This window comes from Coprococcus sp. RTP21281st1_F1_RTP21281_210402, from assembly GCF_040915325.1.
Lineage (GTDB): Bacteria > Bacillota > Clostridia > Lachnospirales > Lachnospiraceae > Coprococcus > Coprococcus aceti.
Map to the genome: position 1 here is coordinate 243416 of NZ_JBCPDQ010000005.1, position 20064 is coordinate 263479.

Genomic DNA, 20064 nt, shown 5'->3' on the forward strand with positions numbered 1-20064 from the left:
ATATAAATGAAAGAGGCGATATAGATGGCAGATAGAAGATACTACACAGAGGGTAGTTCTGCAAGACAACTGAATTATGATGACCGGGCTGGACGTAACAGATCCCGCGAAGCTGTAGTCAGAGGCTCAGCCGCTCCGGCGAGAAGACCACAGCCTTCAGTGAGACCTGAGAGAGCTCCACAGCCGGCGCGAAGAAAGAAACAGGGATCATCTCATCTGACTGACAGAGAGAGACGAGAGCTTGCAGCCAGAAAGGCACAGAGAAAGGCAGTTACAAATGCACAAATAAGATATACGGCGGGCATGGTTGCTGCGATAATCGTTGCGGTGGCGCTGTGCTGTTATCTTCTGAAACTTACATCAGATGTCAAGTCACAGAAGGAGTCAGTGGCAACGCTGAAGAGCCAGGTGGCAACACAGCTTGACGAGAATGCAAGCTACAGCGCAGGACTTGATTCCATGACAGATCTGGATGAGATATATAATATTGCAACTACTAAGCTCGGCATGGTATACTCACAGCCGGGACAAACATTATACTATTCACAGAATAATGATGATTACGTAGTACAGTACAAGGATGTCCCTAAGGCCAAGTAGTCTTAGGGATATTTAATTTTTAAGGTGGAAAGATAAAATGTCAAAGAGATCAAAGCTATTTTTAAAAGGGATGAGAAGAAAGACCAAGATCGCATATTTGCTGGTGGTGGGAGTTCTGGTGGCACTCACCATAAGAGTTGTGTACATCAACGTGGCAAATGGAAAGGAGTATTCGGAGGCGGTGGTTCTGCAGATGGACTACAATTCCACGGATATTCCGTATGAGAGAGGCGAGATACTGGACAGAAATGGAAATGTCCTTGCAAACAGTGAGAAGACCTACAGCCTGATACTTGAGCCTGTGAATATTCTGATCACGGAGAAGGGAAAGGCGGCAACAAGAGCTGCGGTGCTGGAGTATTTCGATGTGTCAGGAGACGATTTTGACAAGCACATTGCAAATGAGGATTCTTATTATGAGGTAGTCCTCAAGGATCTTCCATATACAAAGGTTAAGGCATTTGAGGATTACTGTAAGACCGATGAGGGCGCAGATGTCATAGGTGTGAGATTCGAGACGGTGTATAAGAGAAATTACCCAAATGGATCTCTGGCGTGTCACCTGCTCGGATACACCGCCAGCGGAAATGTTGGACAGGGTGGTATTGAGGGCTATTATAATGACTACTTAAACGGTGTGGATGGCAAGACTTACAGATATATGTCGGGCTCAGGCGGCGTTGACTCGGAGACTGTGGCAGCCCAGAATGGTGAGACAGTAGTATCCACCATAGATATGAATATACAGAAGATCATAGAGGACAACATCACTGAGTATATGCAGAATACAGGTGCTAAGCAGATAGGTATCATAGCAATGGATCCAAACAATGGCGAGATACTTGGAATGGCAAGCTCACGTACCTACGATCCAAATGACCCGATGAACACACAGGCGCTCAGGAACATGACAGTCACCGTCACCCAGGAGGTTGAGATCGAGGGTGCAGATGAGAATGCGGACAGCCTGATAAGCGTTGAGAGTGCAAAGAAAAATACAACAGCAACAACGGAGAGCAGCGAGGATGGCACTACCACAGAATCATCCACAGAAGCGACCACCGAACAGAAGAATGTAAAGACTGAGGAAGTGGAATACGATTTCTCAAAGATGTCGGATGAAGAGTTCCAGAGCACGATAGATGGATTTACATCAGACCAGTTATATGAGGCACTCAACTATGTATGGCAGAATTACTGTATAAGTGATGTGTTTGAGCCGGGTTCAACATACAAGGCATTTACCATAGCGGGAGCCATGGAGGATGGAGTGATCTCAGACGGAGATGAATTTCTCTGTGATGGTTCACAGGTCGTAGTCGAGGGAGAGAGCCCTATTTACTGTAGTTACAGAGCAGGACACGGAATGGTTGACGTCAAGAGAGCTCTGGCTGTTTCATGTAATGATGCGTTGATGCAGATAGCGGACAAGGAGGGACCAGAGACATTTGACAAATATCAGATGATATTTAACATTGGTTCCAAGACAGGAATAGATCTCGAAGGTGAGACGACAGGTATTAAGTACGATGTGGAGAATCTTAATCCTACAGAGCTTGCGACATCTTCATTTGGACAGGGTGTTACAACATCTATGATCCAGATGGCAGCGGGATTCTGTTCTGTAATAAACGGCGGAAATTATTATGTGCCACATGTTGTCAAGAGACTTCTGGATTCAGACGGAAATGTGGTTGAGAATATGGATCCGGTGCTTGTCAGAAAGACCATATCCAAGGAAGTGTCGGATTACATGAAGACATACCTCCAGGCGGTTGTTGAGGAAGGTACAGGATATGCGGCTGGAATAGAGGGCTACACCATCGGTGGTAAGACAGGTACAGCCGAGAAGCTTCCTCGAGGAAATGGAAAATACGTACTGTCATTCATAGGATTTACCCCTGTTGAGAATCCTCAGATAATGCTTTACGTTGTAGTTGATGAGCCTCATGTTGAGGATCAGTCAGGATCAGGAGCAGGAGCAAAGCTGTTCAATCAGGTTATGCAGGATCTCCTTCCATACCTGAATGTATACTCAACAAACGGAGATGATGTGGCTTATGACGGAACGGAGGAGCCGCTCTCATCAGCATTTGACACGGATACAGAGACTGCAGATACAGAGGCGGCAACAGAGGATGCGGCTGCTGAGGACACATCAGCGGAAGATACATCAGCGGAAGATACATCGACCGACGACACATCGGCGGATGACACGTCGTATGACGATACGGCAGACGACAGTTATACGGCGGACGATACATGGGAGGATGACAGCGGAACAGGCGACGGCACGGATACGTGGAGCGGTGACGAGGACTATTCCGGCGAATGATAATTTACACAGTAAACCAAAGCATCGAAGGTGCAGATACACCTCCGGTGCTTTTTTAATGCAGAGATAGATTTGTACACGAATAGGCGAATACATGAGGCATCCGGCTAATATGATAATAAAAAAGTCCGGGATCAAGAGTTGAAGGTATACAGTTATAACAGGCGGAGGATAAAGTTTGTGTTCGTTATGGCGGCCCTAGCGCTGGTAGTTATAGTTGGCCGTCTTGCATACATAATGCTCTACAGGGGAGAATATTATAGTGAGAAAGCAGATTCCCTGCATGAGAGGGAGAGAAGCATAAAAGCTCCCAGGGGAAGGATATACGACAGAAATGGCAATATCATAGCGGACAACAAGGCGGTGTGTTCAATATCCGTGATACACAGCCAGATAGAGGATGAGGCGGAGGTCACAGAGCTTCTTACAAGATATCTGGATAAGGATCCGGCAGACATCAGGAAGAAGGTGGAGAAGGTATCCTCAAGGGAGCTCATAGCGTCAAATGTAGACAAGGAGACCGGAAAAAAGATCAAGGCGGCTGCTGTTCCGGGGATCAAGGTGGACGAGGATTACAAGCGCAGCTATCCATATGATACCCTTGCATCGAAGGTTATAGGCTTCACCGGTGCTGACAATCAGGGAATACTGGGCCTTGAGGTGACATATGACAGTGTGCTCACAGGGACAAATGGAAGCATAAATGCGGTCACGGATGCAAGGGGAATAGAGCTTGCGGAATATTCAGAAACCAGGACAGAGCCCATTCCCGGAAATGATCTCGTGACAACACTGGATCTCAATATACAGAGATATGTGACACAGGCTGCAGAGAAAGTCCTGATCGAGAAAAAAGCAAATAGGGTGTGTGCAATAACGATCAATCCCCAAAATGGCGAGATATATGCCATGGTGGATGTGCCGGAATACAACCTGAACGAACCGTTCAAACTGGTTAAGCCAGAGAACGATGAAGAGACAGACACAGGGGAAGATGCAGAGAGGAATAACAGCGCATCCGGGACATCCATGTTGCTGCCTACAGCCGGCAATATGGATGAGCTGAACAATATGTGGAGAAATTATCTGATAAGCGACACATATGAGCCGGGATCAACCGCCAAGATAATAACACTGACGGCAGCACTCGAGAAGGGAGCGGTCGACAGCAACTCAAACTTTTTCTGCCCGGGATATAAGATAGTTGAGGACAGAAGGATAAGGTGTAGCAAGACCACAGGCCATGGAAGCCAGAGCCTTAAGGAGGCGCTCATGAATTCCTGCAATCCGGCGTTTATGGAGATAGGAGAGAGAACAGGTGTGGATGGCATGTACGAGTATTATCACAAGCTGGGATTGTTCAGTCAGAGCGGAATAGACCTTCCCGGAGAGGCAAACTCCATCATGCATAAGAAGGAAAATGTAGGGCCGGTAGAGCTTGCCACCATGTCGTTTGGACAGTCATTCCAGGTGACTCCGATACAGTTCATATCTGCAGTGTGCACGGTTGTGAATGGAGGGCATACGGTAACTCCACATTTGGGGAAAAGGATAATAGACAGCAGTAAAGAAACTATTACAGCCATTGAATTTGACGAGCAGAGACAGGTTATAGATGAGGAGACATCACAGAAGATGCGGGAGATGCTTGAGGCAGTCGTTGCCGAGGGCGGCGGATCAAAGTGTGCCATAGAGGGCTGCAGGATAGGCGGAAAGACCGCCACGAGTGAGAAACTTCCCAGAGGAACAGGCAGATACATATCTTCTTTTATAGGATTTGCGCCGGCGGATGATCCTCAAGTCCTGACGGTCGTGCTAATAGATGAGCCCGAGGGCACATATTATGGAGGAACCATAGCGGCCCCTGTTGTGAGAGATATTTTTTTAAATATTCTTCCCTATTTGGGAATTGACAAAGCCACAAATGAGTATTAAATTTATCTCAGTCTGAAAACAGTTTAAGAAATACATAGTCCGCGGTGTGCGGGCAGGTAAGGAGTACAAAATGAATTTAGATTTAAAGATTGTTTTACCGGTAGTGATAGCATTCTGTATCAGCGTGGTGCTGTGCCCTATAGTTATACCGTTCCTGAAGAAGCTCAAGTTCGGTCAGTTTGTCAGGGATGACGGCCCACAGGCACATTTGAAGAAGGCCGGAACACCAACCATGGGTGGACTTATAATCCTTCTGTCACTTACGATCACGACGCTTATCTATATGAAGAAATATCCGGATGTCCTTCCGGTGCTTTTTGTGACACTTGGATTTGGACTTATCGGATTTATCGATGATTACATCAAAGTTGTTATGAAGAGATCAATGGGACTTCACGCATGGCAGAAGATGCTCGGACAGATTGTCGTTACGGGAGTATTTGCATATTATGTAGAGAAGTATTCAGATATCAACAATGAGCTTATAATACCATTCCTTGGCAAGACGGTTCAGCTCAACAGCACACTCTATGTGATACTGTTGTTCTTCATCGTGCTTGGAACAGTTAATGGTGCGAACTTCACAGATGGACTTGACGGACTTGCGTCATCAGTCACGGTTCTCATAGCCACATTCTTTGCGGTTGTAGCAGTGGGAACAGACTCAGGTGTTGCTCCGGTTGCCTGCGCAGCGGTTGGATGTCTTCTTGGCTTCCTTGTGTACAATGTGTACCCTGCAAAGGTATTCATGGGAGATACAGGTTCTCTGGCACTCGGTGGATTTGTTGCATCAACAGCGTATATGCTCAAGATGCCTATATTCATAGTTATAATAGCTTTCATATACTTCATTGAAGTATTATCAGTTATAATACAGGTTGTTTCATTCAAGCTTACAGGCAAGAGAGTGTTCAGAATGGCACCTATACATCATCATTTTGAGCTCGGGGGATGGCCTGAGTCAAAGGTCGTTGCTATATTTTCTATAGTGACTGCAGTCCTCTGTGTGGTAGGTTTACTGGCTCTGTAATGTAGAAAGGAGAAAATGGTGCAGTGGTGCACCATGGTGAAATGATATGGAGATCAATACAGCGATAGTAGCAGGAACAGGAAAGAGTGGAATCAGTGCAACCAAGCTTCTGGTAAATCATGGAGTAAAGGTTTATCTGTTCGATGAGAACAAGGACAGAGATATAGAGGCGATAAAGGAGAAGACAGGCGATTCAGAGCTTGTTCAGATAGAACTCGGTGAGCTTGGAGAGGATGCCCTCTCATCATCACAGCTCATGGTCATCAGTCCGGGAATCCCTGTTGATGCGCCATTTACAGATGTGGTGAGAAATGCGGGAATACCTATCTGGAGTGAGATAGAGCTGGCATACCATTATGGTAAGGGTAAGATAGCAGCCATAACAGGAACAAACGGCAAGACTACAACTACAGCCCTTGTGGGAGAGATAGTCAAGGCACACAATGCCAAGACCATCGTTGTGGGAAATATTGGAATACCTTACACAGAGCTGTGCGACACAACAGACGATGATTCAGATACAGTTGCAGAGATAAGCAGTTTCCAGCTTGAGACGGTTATAGATTTTCATCCGAATGTCAGTGCAATACTCAACCTGACTCCGGATCATCTGAACAGGCACTATACATTTGAGAATTATGGAAATGTAAAGTTTTCAATAACAAAGAATCAGACCATGGATGATGTGACAGTCCTCAACTATGATGATGAGCATACACGCGCCATGGGAGAGAAGGCAAAGGATCATTGCCATGTAGTATATTTCAGCAGACTGGAGAAGCCGGCCGGTGGAGTATATGTAGAGGATGGGGATATCATCCTCGAGGATGGCGATAAGAAGATCAATGTACTTGCCATTAAGGATCTTAAGCTCATGGGAGCTCACAATGTTGAGAATGTTCTGGCAGCAGTTGGAATATCATATTATATGGGAGTCCCTGTTGATGTTATCAGAGATGTTGCAACATCATTCAAGGCTGTTGCTCATAGAATAGAATATGTTGACACCATCGATGGTGTCGCATACTACAATGATTCAAAGGGAACAAACCCTGATGCAGCCATAAAGGGAATACAGGCCATGGTGGCTCCTACATTCCTCATAGGTGGAGGCTATGACAAGGGTTCTGAGTACGACGAGTGGATAGAGGCGTTTGACGGCAAGGTAAAGTGGCTCGTTCTCATAGGCCAGACTGCGCAGAAGATAGCTGACTGTGCCAAGAGACATGGATTTAACTCAATTATATTTGAGGAGAATCTTCAGGATGCGGTAGCATATTGCCATGAGAATGCGGTTGACGGAGATGCGGTGCTTCTCTCACCTGCATGTGCAAGCTGGGGACAGTTTGACAACTACGAGCAGAGAGGCGATATGTTCAAGGAGTATGTAAGAAGCTATAAGGAGTGATCTGATTGCATGGAGGTCCTGAGGTTTCAGAAGATAGAGTGAGAGATGCACGAAAACGGTGTCCGGGAGGATATGTGGATGTGACCATGCTCCTGGCGCTGGGGATGATTCTGATATTTGGGCTTGCCATGATATACAGTACGAGCAGTTACAGGGCGTACGACCTGTACGGAGATCAGATGTACTTTTTTAAAAGACAGGCACTTTATATGTTGCTGGCGATCCTCGCCATGTACATAGTGTCAAGATATGACTACAGGCGGCTGCTCAGGCTGTCTGCGGTCATTTTGCTGTCATCACTTGTTCTTCAGGTGGTGGTGCTGATAATAGGAACGGCCAGCCATGGGTCAGCAAGATGGATATATATTGGACCTATAGGATTTCAGCCATCAGAATATGCCAAGACGGCGATCATAATCTACACCTCGGCGAGGGCTGCCGTGGAGAGCAAAAATCTGTGCAGACCGGGCTGCCTTATAAAGGTAATGATCCTGCCCGTGATCACCATAGCCCTGATCGGTGTGGAGAATCTCAGCACGGCTATAATCTGTTTTGCAATCCTTTTTGTAATATTGTTTGTGGGAAGCCCCAGGGTCAGACATTTTGTTCTGATCGGTATATTTGGTGTTGTCGGGAGTGTGCTTTTCATAATGTTCGCAGGCTACAGGGCGAACAGAGTCAAGATATGGCTTGATCCTGAAAATTACGCAGATGGCTATCAGACGGTTCAGTCGTTATATGCCGTTGGTTCCGGTGGACTGTTTGGAGTGGGCTTTGGGAGAAGTGTCCAAAAGATGGGGTTTATTCCGGAGTCACATAATGATATGATATTCTCAGTCGTGTGTGAGGAGCTCGGAATTGTCGGAGCGGCATTTATACTTATCATTTTTCTTATATTACTTAGGCGGATGGCTGTGACGGCCATGAATGCCAGAGACAGATTTGGAAGCATGCTCACAGCGGGAGTGATGGCACATGTGGCGGTCCAACTGCTGATAAATGTGAGTGTTGTCACGAATACCATTCCGCCGACAGGTGTGCCGATGCCATTTGTCAGTTATGGCGGAAGTTCGATAATTTTCATTCTGATGGAGATGGGGATAGTGATGTCCGTATCCAGAGGAATTTCGTATGACGAAACAGACATATGACAGATCCTTTAAAGGAAGATTTGAATGGAAAACAACAATAGACGAAATGTTAATAAAAATAGAATGAGCAGAAATGTTGATGTTGCGCAAACCAGACGTGAAAGCGGCTATGTGGATGTCATGACCGGAAAACGCCTCGACGGAAGGGTCAAGGTTCCGGTTGATAAGAGAAGACAGCAGACAGATAGCCGCAATGGACAGCGGAGAGCAGACGGAGATATGCGCCGCAGGACGGATGAGCAGACACGAAGAAGGCCTGATGGGGAGCACCGCAGAACAGGCGAACAGGCGCGCAGAAGGCCTGATGGGGAGCACCGCAGAACAGGCGAACAGGCGCGCAGAAGACCAGACGCAGAGCGTCGCAGATCTGACGAGCGGGTGCGCAGAAGACCAGACGGAGAGCGCCGCAGATCTGACGAACAGGTGCGCAGGAGACCAGATGGAGAGCACCGCAGATCTGATGAGCAGGTGCGCAGGAGACAGGATGGAGAGCGTCGCAGATCTGATGAGCAGGTGCGCAGGAGACAGGATGGAGAGCGTCGCAGACCGGATGACCGGATGCGCAGAGAGGATGCAGAAAAACGCAGATCCGAGGAGAGACGCAGGCGTAAGCAAGATCAGGCGGTTGCTGCAAAAAAGAAGAACAAGAAAAAACGCAAAAAAGAGCGCAGAAAGCTTACCCCGGAGGAGATAGAGAGAAAGAAGAAGCTGCAGGCGGAGAAACTTGCCAGAAGAAAGGCGAGACGTGAGAAGGCAGCAAGGATATTCAAGATAGTTCTCAAGATACTTCTCATTCTGGTGGTGCTGTGTGCTATAGCGTTTGTATACATACGTACATGTTATAAATTGAAGTCCATAAAAGTGACCGGAACTGATCACTACACTGACCAACAGATGGTCGATATCGTGACCGGCGGTAAGAATTATGGCAATACGCTGCTGTTTATACTTGAGAGCAGACTGAATCCTGCCCAGGATGTAACCTTTATAGATAAGATAGACGTCACATATGTGAACAGGAATTCAGTAGAGATCACGGTGTACGAGAAGGCCATGGCGGGCTGCATAAAGTACAACGATCAGTATGCATATTTTGATGGCGACGGTATCGTGCTCGAGATATCCGATGCAAAGCTTGATGATGTTCCTTGTATAGAGGGACTTACAAGTGACAGCGTGGAGCAGGGAAAGAAGCTTGATGTCGGCGATTCGGGATTCTTCCAGGAGATACTGACTATGACACAGCTCATTTACAAGAGCGGAATACAGATAGACAAGATTACTTATGACACAGATCAGAATCTCATACTTCACAAGGATGGAATAAAGATCAGGATCGGCGACGGTGAAAACCTGGAGACGAAATTCATGAATCTTGAGAGCATACTTGAGAGCGTGAAGGGTAAAAAGGGAACTCTTGATATGTCGAATTACAGTGAATCGCAGAGGAACGTTATCTTTAAAGAAAATAAATAAAAAATTTCTTGCGTAATGATATAAAAAATCGTATTATATAGGTACTAATGCGATAAAACGGTCAGCTTTTGAGCAGATGACAATGATTGATGGATAAAGAATAAGTATATAAGGAGGATGCAACCGTGCTTGAGATAAAATCAAATGACGAGAGAACACCGGCAAGGATTCTTGTAATTGGTGTCGGCGGTGCAGGTAACAATGCTGTTAACAGAATGATCGATGAGAATGTTGAGGGAGTGGAACTTATCGCTATCAATACAGATAAGCAGGCTCTTTCACTCAGCAGAGCTACAACAAAGATCCAGATAGGTGAGAAACTTACCAAGGGTCTTGGTGCTGGTGCAAAGCCTGAGATCGGTGCCAGCGCTGTAGAGGAGAATAGAGAAGAGATCGTAGACATCATCAAGGACGCCAACATGGTATTCGTAACATGTGGTATGGGTGGTGGAACAGGAACAGGCGCTGCCCCTGTCGTTGCAGAGATGGCACGTAACCTTGGTATCCTCACAGTCGGAGTTGTCACAAAGCCATTTGGTTTTGAGGGTAAGCCTCGTATGAGAAACGCGATCGAAGGTATAGAGAGACTTAAGGAGAATGTGGATACACTTATTGTTATCCCTAACGACAAGCTCCTTCAGATCTGTGATAAGAGAACAAGTATTCCTGATGCGCTGAAGAAGGCAGATCAGGTACTTCAGCAGGGTGTTCAGGGTGTTACAGACCTTATCAATAAGCCGGGTCTTATTAACCTTGACTTTGCAGATATACAGACAGTTATGAGAGATAAGGGTATCGCTCATATCGGTATAGGTTCAGCAAGCGGAGAGAACAAGGCTGTTGACGCCATCAAGGAGGCTATGGATTCACCACTTCTTGAGACAACCGTTTCAGGTGCAACAGATATCATCGTAAACTTCTCAGGTAACATTGGTATCGTTGAGGCTTATGATGCTGTTACATATCTTACAGAGCAGGCTGGAGATGGAGTCAACATCATCTTCGGTACAGTTGACAATGACAACATGGGTGAGGATATAAGCATCACGATCATTGCTACAGGTCTTGAGAGATCAGGCGAGAGCGATGTCACCGCAAGATATGCAGGTACTGCATCTCCTATGGGAACAATGACCACACCTAAGCCAGCAGTTACAACAACACCTGCTGCAGAGCCAAAGACTGCTACATATGCAGGCCAGAGTCTTGGAACACACAGCACTCAGACAAGCACAAGACCATCGTTCCTCGGCGGTCAGACAACTGAGACTGCTCCGGCAGCAAAGCCAGCATACACAGCACCTGTGACACCAGCACAGCAGACACCTGTAACATCAACACCAGTTGAGCCGGCACATGTGTCAAGACCAAAGACAGAGAGTATCAAGATTCCTGATTTCCTCAAGAAGAGATAAGGAAGAGATCGGAAGATTTTTATAGGTAAGTATAAAACGGGTAATTTCGAGAGAAATTATCCGTTTTCTTCAATAAGGAGGCAGAAATATGTTTTATGTTGCAGACCGAACAGAGATGCAGGAGATAGACAGGCTGACCATAGAGGAAAATGGTGTGCCAGGGATCCTGCTTATGGAGAGAGCTGCGATCACCGTGCTGGAGGAGATAAATTCCAGACTGAAGTCTATAAACGCGGACAGAAAATTAAAGTGCCTTGTGGTTGTTGAAGGCGGCAATAACGGCGGGGACGGACTGGCTCTTGCGAGACTCCTGTACCAGCAGGGAGATATTGTCCATGTCTGTTATATAAATGGAATATCGAGAGTAAGCGACAGCTTTTCATATCAGCTTGAAATAGCGAAAAAAATCGGCATACAGGTGACGGATCACATCATTGACAGTGATTACGATGTGGTTGTGGACGGAATATTTGGCGTCGGACTCAAGCGTGATGTGGCGGGAATATGGAGAGAGACCATAGAGACGATGAACGGACTTGGCGGCTTTAAGGTTGCCATAGATACCCCGTCAGGTGTGGATGCCAGCACGGGGCAGATCATGGGATGTGCATTCAAGGCAGGTATGACGGTCACATTTGGACTGAATAAAAGAGGGCTGATATTTTATCCCGGCTGCGAGATAAGCGGAGAGGTCGTTGTGAGAGACATAGGATTTGCACAGGCTGAAGTGGACAGAGTACACCCGGTGGCATATTCCTACAACAGAGACGATCTGTGCATGCTTCCGGGACGGAGTGATTCATCAAATAAGGGAACATATGGAAAGCTTGCGGTGATAGCTGGAAGTAGAGACATGTCTGGTGCCATGACATTTGCGGCGGAGGCTGCATACAGGATGGGAACAGGGCTTGTGAAGATATACACACATATCGACAACAAGGAGATAGCAGGAGTAAGAATTCCTGAGGCAGTGCTTATGTGCTATAGCAACAAAGATGAAGCGGAGCAGTGTGCAAGGGATGCCGTGGAGTGGTCGGATGCCATACTGATCGGTCCTGGTATAGGAAAAGGCGATGCGGCAAGGAGCATGGTGGAATATATTATGTGCGAGGCCGTGCAGACCGTGATCGCGGATGCGGATGCCTTGAACATAATATCCGAAAAGCCCGATATTCTTGGAAGACACAGAGGACCGGTGATCGTAACGCCACATATAGGAGAGATGTCAAGACTTACAGGCGCCGCCATACCGGATATAAAAAAGAATATATTAGAGGTGTGCAAAGACTTTTCGATGGAGTATAATGTTGTAAGTGCGCTGAAAGATGCCAGAACATGCGTAAGTGACGGCAGGGATGTGTACATAAACACATCCGGTAATAACGGTATGTCAACTGCGGGGGCAGGGGATGTGCTTGCCGGGATAATAGCTGGGCTTGTCTGCACCGGACTTGGTGCGTATGAGGCTGCGAAGCTGGGAGTATATATACATGGGTTGGCAGGAGATATGGCGGCAGAGCACAGAGGAAGAAATGCAATGATAGCCAGGGATATAGTGAGCGCTATATCGGAGGTTATAAAAGGAGCAGAACATGATGGACAACAGTAACTTTAACAGAGTGCAGGCTGTGATAAATCTTGACAATATAAGGGATAATATCATGGCTATGAAGAGGCTTATAGACGGTGATAAGAAGATGCTGGCGGTCATAAAGGCAGACGCCTATGGACACGGCGCTGTCGAGGTGGCAGAGGCACTTGATGATCTGGTGGATTTCTTTGCAGTGGCATTCATCGATGAGGCTTTGGAGCTCAGAAGAGCAAATATAGATAAGCCCATATTGATACTGGGCTACACAGATCCCTCGGATTACGAACTGATTATCAGATATGATGTTAGACCTGCCATGTATGAGGTGGACGATGCACAGAAGCTCTCGGATCTGGCGGTGAGCATGAATACAAAGGCAAAGATCCATATCAAGGTCGATACAGGCATGGGAAGAATCGGATTCACATGTGATGAAGATGGCGTGAAGAACATAGAAAAGATCAGTCAGATGCCGGGCATAGAGATAGAGGGGATATTTACCCATTACGCAAAGGCTGATGAACTCGACAAGACCGCTGCAAATGGTCAACTTGAGAAGTTCAGGTGGATAAACAGCCAGCTTGAGGCACTTGGAATACACATACCTGTAAGACATATATCTAACAGTGCGGGTATCATGGAGATGGACAATTCGGATTTTGATATGGTCAGATCGGGAATAGTCACATACGGACTTTATCCATCAGATGAGGTAGATAAGAATATAGCGGCTTTGAAACCTGCTATGATACTTATGTCCAAGGTTATATTTGTGAAGGACGTAAAAGCCGGAACAGGTATAGGATATGGATGGTCCTATATAGCGGATCATGATATAAAGGTTGCGACGGTGTCGGCAGGATATGCCGATGGATACCCAAGAGCACAGTCCAATATAGGCAGAGTTATCATCCATGGAGAGTATGCTCCGATCATCGGAAGGGTGTGCATGGATCAGTTCATGGTTGACGTGAGCCACATTGATGGTGTAAAAGTAAGAGATGACGTAACTCTCATCGGACAGGATGGAGACAGAGAGGTAACTGTCGAGGAGGTGGCAGCGCCTGCCAACAGCTTTAATTACGAGCTGGTATGTAACATATCAAGACGAGTTCCGAGAACATACATAAGGGACGGCAGAGAGCTTGGACAGGTAAACTATCTTCTGGATTAACGAATAACCGGTACTGTCATGGGCAATACTTTTTTTAGAGTGGAATACATACTATATAAGTATATAGCCACATTCAATGAAAGTATTTGTGGGGTGAACAGAATTGGTGATCAGACGTGGGGATATTTATTACGCGGATCTAAGACCGGTGGTTGGATCGGAGCAGGGAGGCATACGACCTGTTATAGTAGTTCAGAATGAGGCTGGGAACAGACACAGTTCCACGGTCATAATAGCTGCGATAACCAGCAAGATGAAGAGGCCAAAACTTCCAACACATATCATGCTTGATTCTTCAAGCTGTGATATAGCGAAGGATTCCGTCATATTGTTGGAACAGCTCAGGACTATAGACAAACAGCGCCTGAAAGAAAAGGTGTGTCACGTTGACGCTGATGTGCTGAGGCGCGTTGATGAAGCTCTGAAGATAAGTCTTGAACTGGCATAAAATAATATATGAGGTGATACAGACTATTATATGAAGATTTTTAACAAAAAATCAGAAGAGGAAAAGGTAGAAGAAGAGATCATATCCATGGTGAACGAGGGAAATGAGCAGGGACTTATTGAGGACTCTGAGGCCCAGTTTATTACAAACATATTTGAGTTCACTGACAAGGAGAGCAGAGATGTGATGACGGCCAGATTGAACGTCATGGCTATAGACAAGAACTCTGATCTGGACGAAGTCATGGAGATAATGATAGAGAATAACTATTCAAGATATCCGGTGTATGACGGTGATCTTGACAACATAGTTGGAATAATCTATTTCAAGGATTTTGTGAAGGAATATCTGCGCGATAAGACGAAATCACTGGCTGAGATCATGGTTGAGGCTACATTTGTACATCCTACGTACAACATAGCAAAATTGTTCCGCAGGATGCAGACAGCAAAGATACATATGGTCATAGTTGTGGATGAGTATGGTCAGACAGAGGGAATCGTGACCATGGAGGATATTCTGGAAGAGATAGTCGGCAACATACTTGACGAGTACGATGACGCCAGCGAGGATATCAAGAAGCGTGGCGATATGTACATAGTCAGTGGTAAGGCTGAACTGGATGAGCTGAGTGACGTTCTGGGGATAGAATTCCCGGACGAGGACTTCCAGACGCTGAACGGATTTCTGCTGTATGAGCTGGGGAGACTTCCATATGCGGATGAGGAGATAGAGATAGTGTATCAGAACTACAGATTCACTTCCCTGTCGGTAAATAACAACATGATCGATGAGGTAAAGATCACAAAGGTTGAAAAAACACCGCAATAGTGTTAATATACGTAACTAGTAATCAAGAGAAAGAGGAGAATTAACGATGTCAGGACATTCAAAATTTGCGAACATCAAGCACAAGAAGGAAAAGAACGATGCAGCAAAGGGTAAGATCTTCACAATCATTGGTAAGGAGATCGTGGTAGCAGTAAAGGAAGGCGGAGCAAATCCTGAGAACAACAGTAAGCTTCGTGATGTAATCGCCAAGGCAAAGGCAAACAACATGCCTAACGATACTATCAAGCGTGGTATCGAGAGAGCGGCAGGAGATGCAAACTCAGTAAACTATGTAGTGAATACATATGAAGGCTACGGTCCTAACGGTACCGCCATCATAGTAGACACTCTTACGGACAATAAGAACAGAACAGCAGCCAATGTGCGTAACTGCTTCACAAAGGGTGGCGGTAACGTAGGTACAACAGGCTGTGTATCATATATGTTTGATCACAAGGGACAGATCATCATTGCCAAGGAAGACTGTGATATAGATGCAGACGACCTCATGATGATGGCACTGGATGCAGGAGCTGAGGATTTCTCAGACGAGGATGACAGCTACGAGATCATCACAGCACCTGAGGATTTCTCGCAGGTAAGAGAGAGCCTTGAGAAGGAAGGCATAAAGATGGCTGAGGCTGAGCTCACAATGATACCTCAGAACTATGTTGATATAGACGATCCTGAGGTTGTCAAGAAGTTCACAAGGATTATAGATATGCTTGAGGAGGACGATGACGTTCAGGCAGTATATCACAATGCAAATCTTCCGGAAGAGGACGATGAGGACTGATATATAATTGCAGGGGATATGATAACATTGATAACAGACAATTAATCAGATGATCAGCGCCATTGCAGCATAGTTTGAAATAGAACTTCCGCACCTTATATATGGTGTGGAAGTTCTATTTGAGTAATGACGACATGGATGGTATCTGTATCTGTTATATACGGAATGAGTATTGTTAGGAGAAGAGATGAAGGGAATACTTAGATATCTTAAGGACTATAAGAAAGAGTCCATACTTGCCCCGCTTTTTAAGATGTTGGAGGCAACATTTGAATTGCTTATCCCGATCGTCATGGCAAATGTAATCGATGTCGGTATAGCAGGGCGTGACATAAGCTACGTTGTGAAGATGTGTCTCGTCATGATACTTTTGGGAATTATCGGTCTGGTGTGTTCTATCACCGCCCAGTATTTTTCGGCAAAGGCTGCTACAGGATTTGGAACAGCACTTCGAAATGATCTGTTCAGGCATATTACATCACTTTCATACACAGAGATCGACAGCATAGGAACATCCACACTGCTCACGAGAATGACCAGTGACACGAACCAGGTACAGACAGGAGTCAACATGGTGCTCAGACTGTTCCTCCGTTCACCGTTCATAGTGTTCGGTGCCATGATCATGTCATTCACCATCGACGTGAAGTCGGCCATGACATTTGTGGTGACCATACCGGCACTTTCAATTGTTGTGTTCGGTGTTATGGCACTCAGCATACCTCTGTTCAAGAAGGTGCAGAACAGACTGGACAGAGTCACACTGCTCACCCGTGAGGGACTTGAGGGCGCGAGAGTTATCAGAGCCTTCAACAGACAGGACAAGGAATTTGAGGAGTTTGACAAGTCCACGGATGACCTGATGAAGTTCCAGCTCCTTGCAGGACGTATATCAGCGTTCATGAATCCTGTTACTTATGTGATAATCAATCTCTCAACCGCAGCTATAATCTGGATCGCAGCGGGACAGACAGATGCGGGAATCATCACACAGGGAAAGGTCGTCGCACTTGTCAACTATATGTCACAGATACTCGTCGAGCTCATCAAGCTCGCAAACCTTATCGTGACGATCACCAAGGCTGTTGCCTGCGCAAAGAGAATAAATGCGGTCATGGATCAGCAGCCATCCATAACGGATGGATCAGGCAAGGCAGCAGGATCACCGGCAAATGCTGTAAAGGTAAGCTTCAGGGATGCAAATCTCAGATATGCTGGGGCCGGAGCAGATTCCCTGTCAGATATAACATTTGACGTGGCACCGGGCGAGACTGTGGGAATCATAGGCGGTACGGGTTCAGGAAAGAGTTCTCTTGTAAACATGATCCCAAGATTTTACGATGCCAGCCAGGGAAGCGTGTGCATAGACGGAGTTGACGTAAAGGACTACACCCTGGACGAGCTCAGGCATAAGGTCGGAGTGGTACCGCAGAAGGCTGTATTGTTTGCCGGAACAATAGCAGACAATATCAGGTGGGGCAAGCAGGATGCGACTGAAGCAGAGATAGACGAGGCGCTTGAGATAGCCCAGGCCAAGGAGTTTGTAGACGGCAAGGAGAATGGAATATACTTCAAGATCACCCAGGGGGGCAAGAACCTGTCGGGTGGACAGAAGCAGAGGCTTACCATAGCCAGAGCGGTCGTCAGAAAGCCTGAGATACTGATACTGGATGACAGCGCATCGGCGCTAGATTTTGCAACTGATGCGGCTCTCAGAAAAGCGATCAGGGAGAAGACAAAGGGCATGACTGTATTCCTTGTGTCACAGAGAGCGTCGACCATCATGAATTCGGATAAGATCATCGTCATGGATGATGGTCAGATAGCTGGGATAGGAACCCATCGGCAGCTGCTTTCTAACTGTGAGATATACAGGGAGATATGTCAGTCACAGCTTTCGGAGGAGGAACTGTCTCATGAGTAAAGATAAAGGGAATAAATCAGTAAATAAAAAGACGATACTCAGAATACTGAAGTATATCAAGAGATACAGGTTCCTCGTGGTTCTGTCTCTCATATGTGCAGCCATATCGGTCGTGCTCACACTGTATGCACCTATCATCATGGGACATGCAGTTGACAGGGTCGTTGGACCGGGAAAAGTAGATTTTACAGGACTTAAGGGAATGCTTGAAAAGCTTGTGATTGTGGTCGTTATAACGGCTGTTGCACAGTGGGTTATGAACGTGCTCAACAACATGATCACATACAGGGTGGTTAATGATGTAAGAACAAAGGCATATGAGAAGCTTGGCAGCCTGCCGCTCTCATATGTGGATTCACATACACATGGAGACATAGTCAGCAGGATCATAGCTGACGTAGACCAGTTCTCAGACGGACTTCTGATGGGATTTACACAGTTATTCACAGGAGTTATGACTATAGTAGGAACACTGTGCTTCATGCTGTCGATCAACTGGATCATAGCCATTGTGGTCGTATGTATCACTCCGGTATCTCTCTTTGTTGCGTCATTCATAGCAAAGAGAACATACAGTATGTTCAGGAAGCAGGCTGAGATCAAGGGGGAGCTCACATCCCTTGTAAATGAGATGGTTGAGAACCAGAAGGTAGTCACAGCATTCTCCATGGAGGATGAGACCTGCGACAGATTCCAGGAGGTCAATGGAAGACTTAATGTGGCAGGACTTCAGGCTACATTCTTCTCATCGATAACAAATCCTAGTACAAGATTTGTCAACAGCCTTGTGTACACAGGCGTTGGAATCATAGGTGCCATAACAGCTATAAAGGGCTTTATATCAGTTGGACAGCTCACAAGTTTCCTGAGCTATGCAAATCAGTATACAAAGCCGTTCAATGAGATATCAGGCGTTGTCACAGAGCTTCAGAACGCGCTGGCATCCGCTGCCAGAGTGTTTGAGCTTATAGACGAGGACCCAGAGGCTGCAGAGCCTGCTGGCGCACACGAGCTCACAGACGTTCACGGTGAGGTGGACCTTAAGAATGTTGACTTCTCATACAACAAAGATGTGGAGCTCATCAAGAACCTCAATCTGAACGTGAAGAACGGACAGAGAATAGCAATAGTGGGACCTACAGGCTGTGGTAAGAGTACAGTCATCAACCTGCTCATGAGATTCTACGATGTGGATGCCGGAAGCATATCCGTGGATGGATATGACATAAGAGAGGTCACAAGAAAGAGCCTCCGCGGCAATTACGGAATGGTACTTCAGGAGACCTGGCTTAAGAGTGGCACGATAAGGGACAATATAGCATACGGAAGACCGGACGCAACGGATGAGGAGATCGTCGAGGCTGCAAAGCAGTCACATGCACACAGCTTTATCAAGAGACTTCCTGATGGCTATAACACATATATAACAGAGGACGGAGGCAATCTGTCACAGGGACAGAAGCAGCTCCTATGTATCACAAGGGTTATGCTTGATCTTCCACCTATGCTCATACTGGATGAGGCAACATCATCTATAGATACAAGAACTGAGATAAGGATACAGAGGGCGTTTGCCAAGATGATGAAGGGCAGAACAAGCTTCGTGGTTGCACACAGACTGTCAACCATCAAGGAGTCAGATGTCATCCTCGTCATGAAGGACGGACACATCATCGAACAGGGAAATCACGAGTCACTGCTTGCAAAGGGCGGCTTCTACACAAATCTGTACAATTCCCAGTTTGCAAGATAATACAGAGAAATGCATAAATATAAAAGGGCTGTGCTTTGAGGTATACCTCATGGTACAGTCCTTTTTAACGGTGGTTAAAGCATTTATCTGTTATATTTCACGAACGCTTGCCAGTGGCGGGCTTTGTGTATATAATGTATGCGGAATGCCTGTTATAATATGGGCGGATATTTGCAGATATACCGGAGAGTATACAA

The 20064-nt window shown here is 46.2% G+C and carries 15 protein-coding genes; all 15 read left to right on the forward strand.

Features of this window, described 5'->3' with window-relative positions:
• The first annotated feature begins 24 nt into the window (after window positions 1-24).
• Window positions 25-600 (forward strand): hypothetical protein, encoded by a 576-nt coding sequence (locus AB5150_RS09015; RefSeq protein ID WP_015533169.1) that lies wholly within the window; start codon window positions 25-27, stop codon window positions 598-600.
• A 37-nt stretch (window positions 601-637) separates the two neighbouring features.
• Entirely contained in the window at window positions 638-2935 is a 2298-nt protein-coding gene (locus tag AB5150_RS09020) for a penicillin-binding protein 2 (RefSeq protein ID WP_022217209.1), read from the forward strand.
• 189 nt (window positions 2936-3124) lie between these two features.
• A complete protein-coding gene (locus tag AB5150_RS09025; protein ID WP_161171779.1) occupies window positions 3125-4870 on the forward strand; it encodes a penicillin-binding protein 2 in 1746 nt (581 codons plus the stop codon).
• A 70-nt stretch (window positions 4871-4940) separates the two neighbouring features.
• Window positions 4941-5900 carry a phospho-N-acetylmuramoyl-pentapeptide-transferase gene (gene mraY, locus AB5150_RS09030; protein WP_022217211.1) on the forward strand — a complete coding sequence of 320 codons (960 nt, stop codon included), beginning with the start codon at window positions 4941-4943 and terminating at the stop codon, window positions 5898-5900.
• Window positions 5901-5946: 46 nt separating this feature from the next.
• Window positions 5947-7308, forward strand: coding sequence for a UDP-N-acetylmuramoyl-L-alanine--D-glutamate ligase (gene murD / locus AB5150_RS09035; protein WP_055223901.1), 1362 nt, complete (start codon window positions 5947-5949; stop codon window positions 7306-7308).
• A 38-nt stretch (window positions 7309-7346) separates the two neighbouring features.
• Window positions 7347-8459, forward strand: coding sequence for an FtsW/RodA/SpoVE family cell cycle protein (locus tag AB5150_RS09040; RefSeq protein WP_242857255.1), 1113 nt, complete (start codon window positions 7347-7349; stop codon window positions 8457-8459).
• 24 nt (window positions 8460-8483) lie between these two features.
• Window positions 8484-9935, forward strand: a complete 1452-nt coding sequence (locus AB5150_RS09045) for a cell division protein FtsQ/DivIB (RefSeq protein WP_055279855.1) — start codon at window positions 8484-8486, stop codon at window positions 9933-9935.
• A gap of 125 nt (window positions 9936-10060) precedes the next feature.
• Window positions 10061-11350: a cell division protein FtsZ gene (gene ftsZ / locus AB5150_RS09050; protein ID WP_022217215.1), complete on the forward strand. Its 1290-nt coding sequence runs from the start codon at window positions 10061-10063 to the stop codon at window positions 11348-11350.
• Between the two features lie 88 nt (window positions 11351-11438).
• Window positions 11439-12959: an NAD(P)H-hydrate dehydratase gene (locus AB5150_RS09055; protein ID WP_368291716.1), complete on the forward strand. Its 1521-nt coding sequence runs from the start codon at window positions 11439-11441 to the stop codon at window positions 12957-12959.
• Entirely contained in the window at window positions 12943-14115 is a 1173-nt protein-coding gene (gene alr, locus AB5150_RS09060) for an alanine racemase (protein ID WP_368291717.1), read from the forward strand. The genes AB5150_RS09055 and alr overlap by 17 nt, the downstream gene beginning before the upstream one ends.
• A gap of 103 nt (window positions 14116-14218) precedes the next feature.
• A complete protein-coding gene (locus AB5150_RS09065) occupies window positions 14219-14563 on the forward strand; it encodes a type II toxin-antitoxin system PemK/MazF family toxin (RefSeq protein WP_055144003.1) in 345 nt (114 codons plus the stop codon).
• Between the two features lie 30 nt (window positions 14564-14593).
• Complete coding sequence (locus AB5150_RS09070) at window positions 14594-15394, forward strand: hemolysin family protein (protein WP_015533162.1); 801 nt, start codon at window positions 14594-14596, stop codon at window positions 15392-15394.
• A gap of 46 nt (window positions 15395-15440) precedes the next feature.
• Entirely contained in the window at window positions 15441-16190 is a 750-nt protein-coding gene (locus tag AB5150_RS09075; protein WP_015533161.1) for a YebC/PmpR family DNA-binding transcriptional regulator, read from the forward strand.
• 187 nt (window positions 16191-16377) lie between these two features.
• A complete protein-coding gene (locus tag AB5150_RS09080) occupies window positions 16378-18114 on the forward strand; it encodes an ABC transporter ATP-binding protein (protein ID WP_015533160.1) in 1737 nt (578 codons plus the stop codon).
• Window positions 18107-19867: an ABC transporter ATP-binding protein gene (locus AB5150_RS09085; protein ID WP_368291718.1), complete on the forward strand. Its 1761-nt coding sequence runs from the start codon at window positions 18107-18109 to the stop codon at window positions 19865-19867. The genes AB5150_RS09080 and AB5150_RS09085 overlap by 8 nt, the downstream gene beginning before the upstream one ends.
• The last annotated feature ends 197 nt before the right edge of the window (window positions 19868-20064 follow it).

What these genes read in the sequence shown, in the direction of transcription:
- AB5150_RS09015 (WP_015533169.1), top strand. Translation starts at nt 25, where the DNA reads ATGGCAGATAGAAGATACTACACAGAGGGTAGTTCTGCAAGACAACTG.
- AB5150_RS09020 (WP_022217209.1), top strand. Translation starts at nt 638, where the DNA reads ATGTCAAAGAGATCAAAGCTATTTTTAAAAGGGATGAGAAGAAAGACC.
- AB5150_RS09025 (WP_161171779.1), top strand. Translation starts at nt 3,125, where the DNA reads ATGGCGGCCCTAGCGCTGGTAGTTATAGTTGGCCGTCTTGCATACATA.
- mraY (WP_022217211.1), top strand. Translation starts at nt 4,941, where the DNA reads ATGAATTTAGATTTAAAGATTGTTTTACCGGTAGTGATAGCATTCTGT.
- murD (WP_055223901.1), top strand. Translation starts at nt 5,947, where the DNA reads ATGGAGATCAATACAGCGATAGTAGCAGGAACAGGAAAGAGTGGAATC.
- AB5150_RS09045 (WP_055279855.1), top strand. Translation starts at nt 8,484, where the DNA reads ATGGAAAACAACAATAGACGAAATGTTAATAAAAATAGAATGAGCAGA.
- AB5150_RS09055 (WP_368291716.1), top strand. Translation starts at nt 11,439, where the DNA reads ATGTTTTATGTTGCAGACCGAACAGAGATGCAGGAGATAGACAGGCTG.
- alr (WP_368291717.1), top strand. Translation starts at nt 12,943, where the DNA reads ATGATGGACAACAGTAACTTTAACAGAGTGCAGGCTGTGATAAATCTT.
- AB5150_RS09070 (WP_015533162.1), top strand. Translation starts at nt 14,594, where the DNA reads ATGAAGATTTTTAACAAAAAATCAGAAGAGGAAAAGGTAGAAGAAGAG.
- AB5150_RS09075 (WP_015533161.1), top strand. Translation starts at nt 15,441, where the DNA reads ATGTCAGGACATTCAAAATTTGCGAACATCAAGCACAAGAAGGAAAAG.
- AB5150_RS09080 (WP_015533160.1), top strand. Translation starts at nt 16,378, where the DNA reads ATGAAGGGAATACTTAGATATCTTAAGGACTATAAGAAAGAGTCCATA.
- AB5150_RS09085 (WP_368291718.1), top strand. Translation starts at nt 18,107, where the DNA reads ATGAGTAAAGATAAAGGGAATAAATCAGTAAATAAAAAGACGATACTC.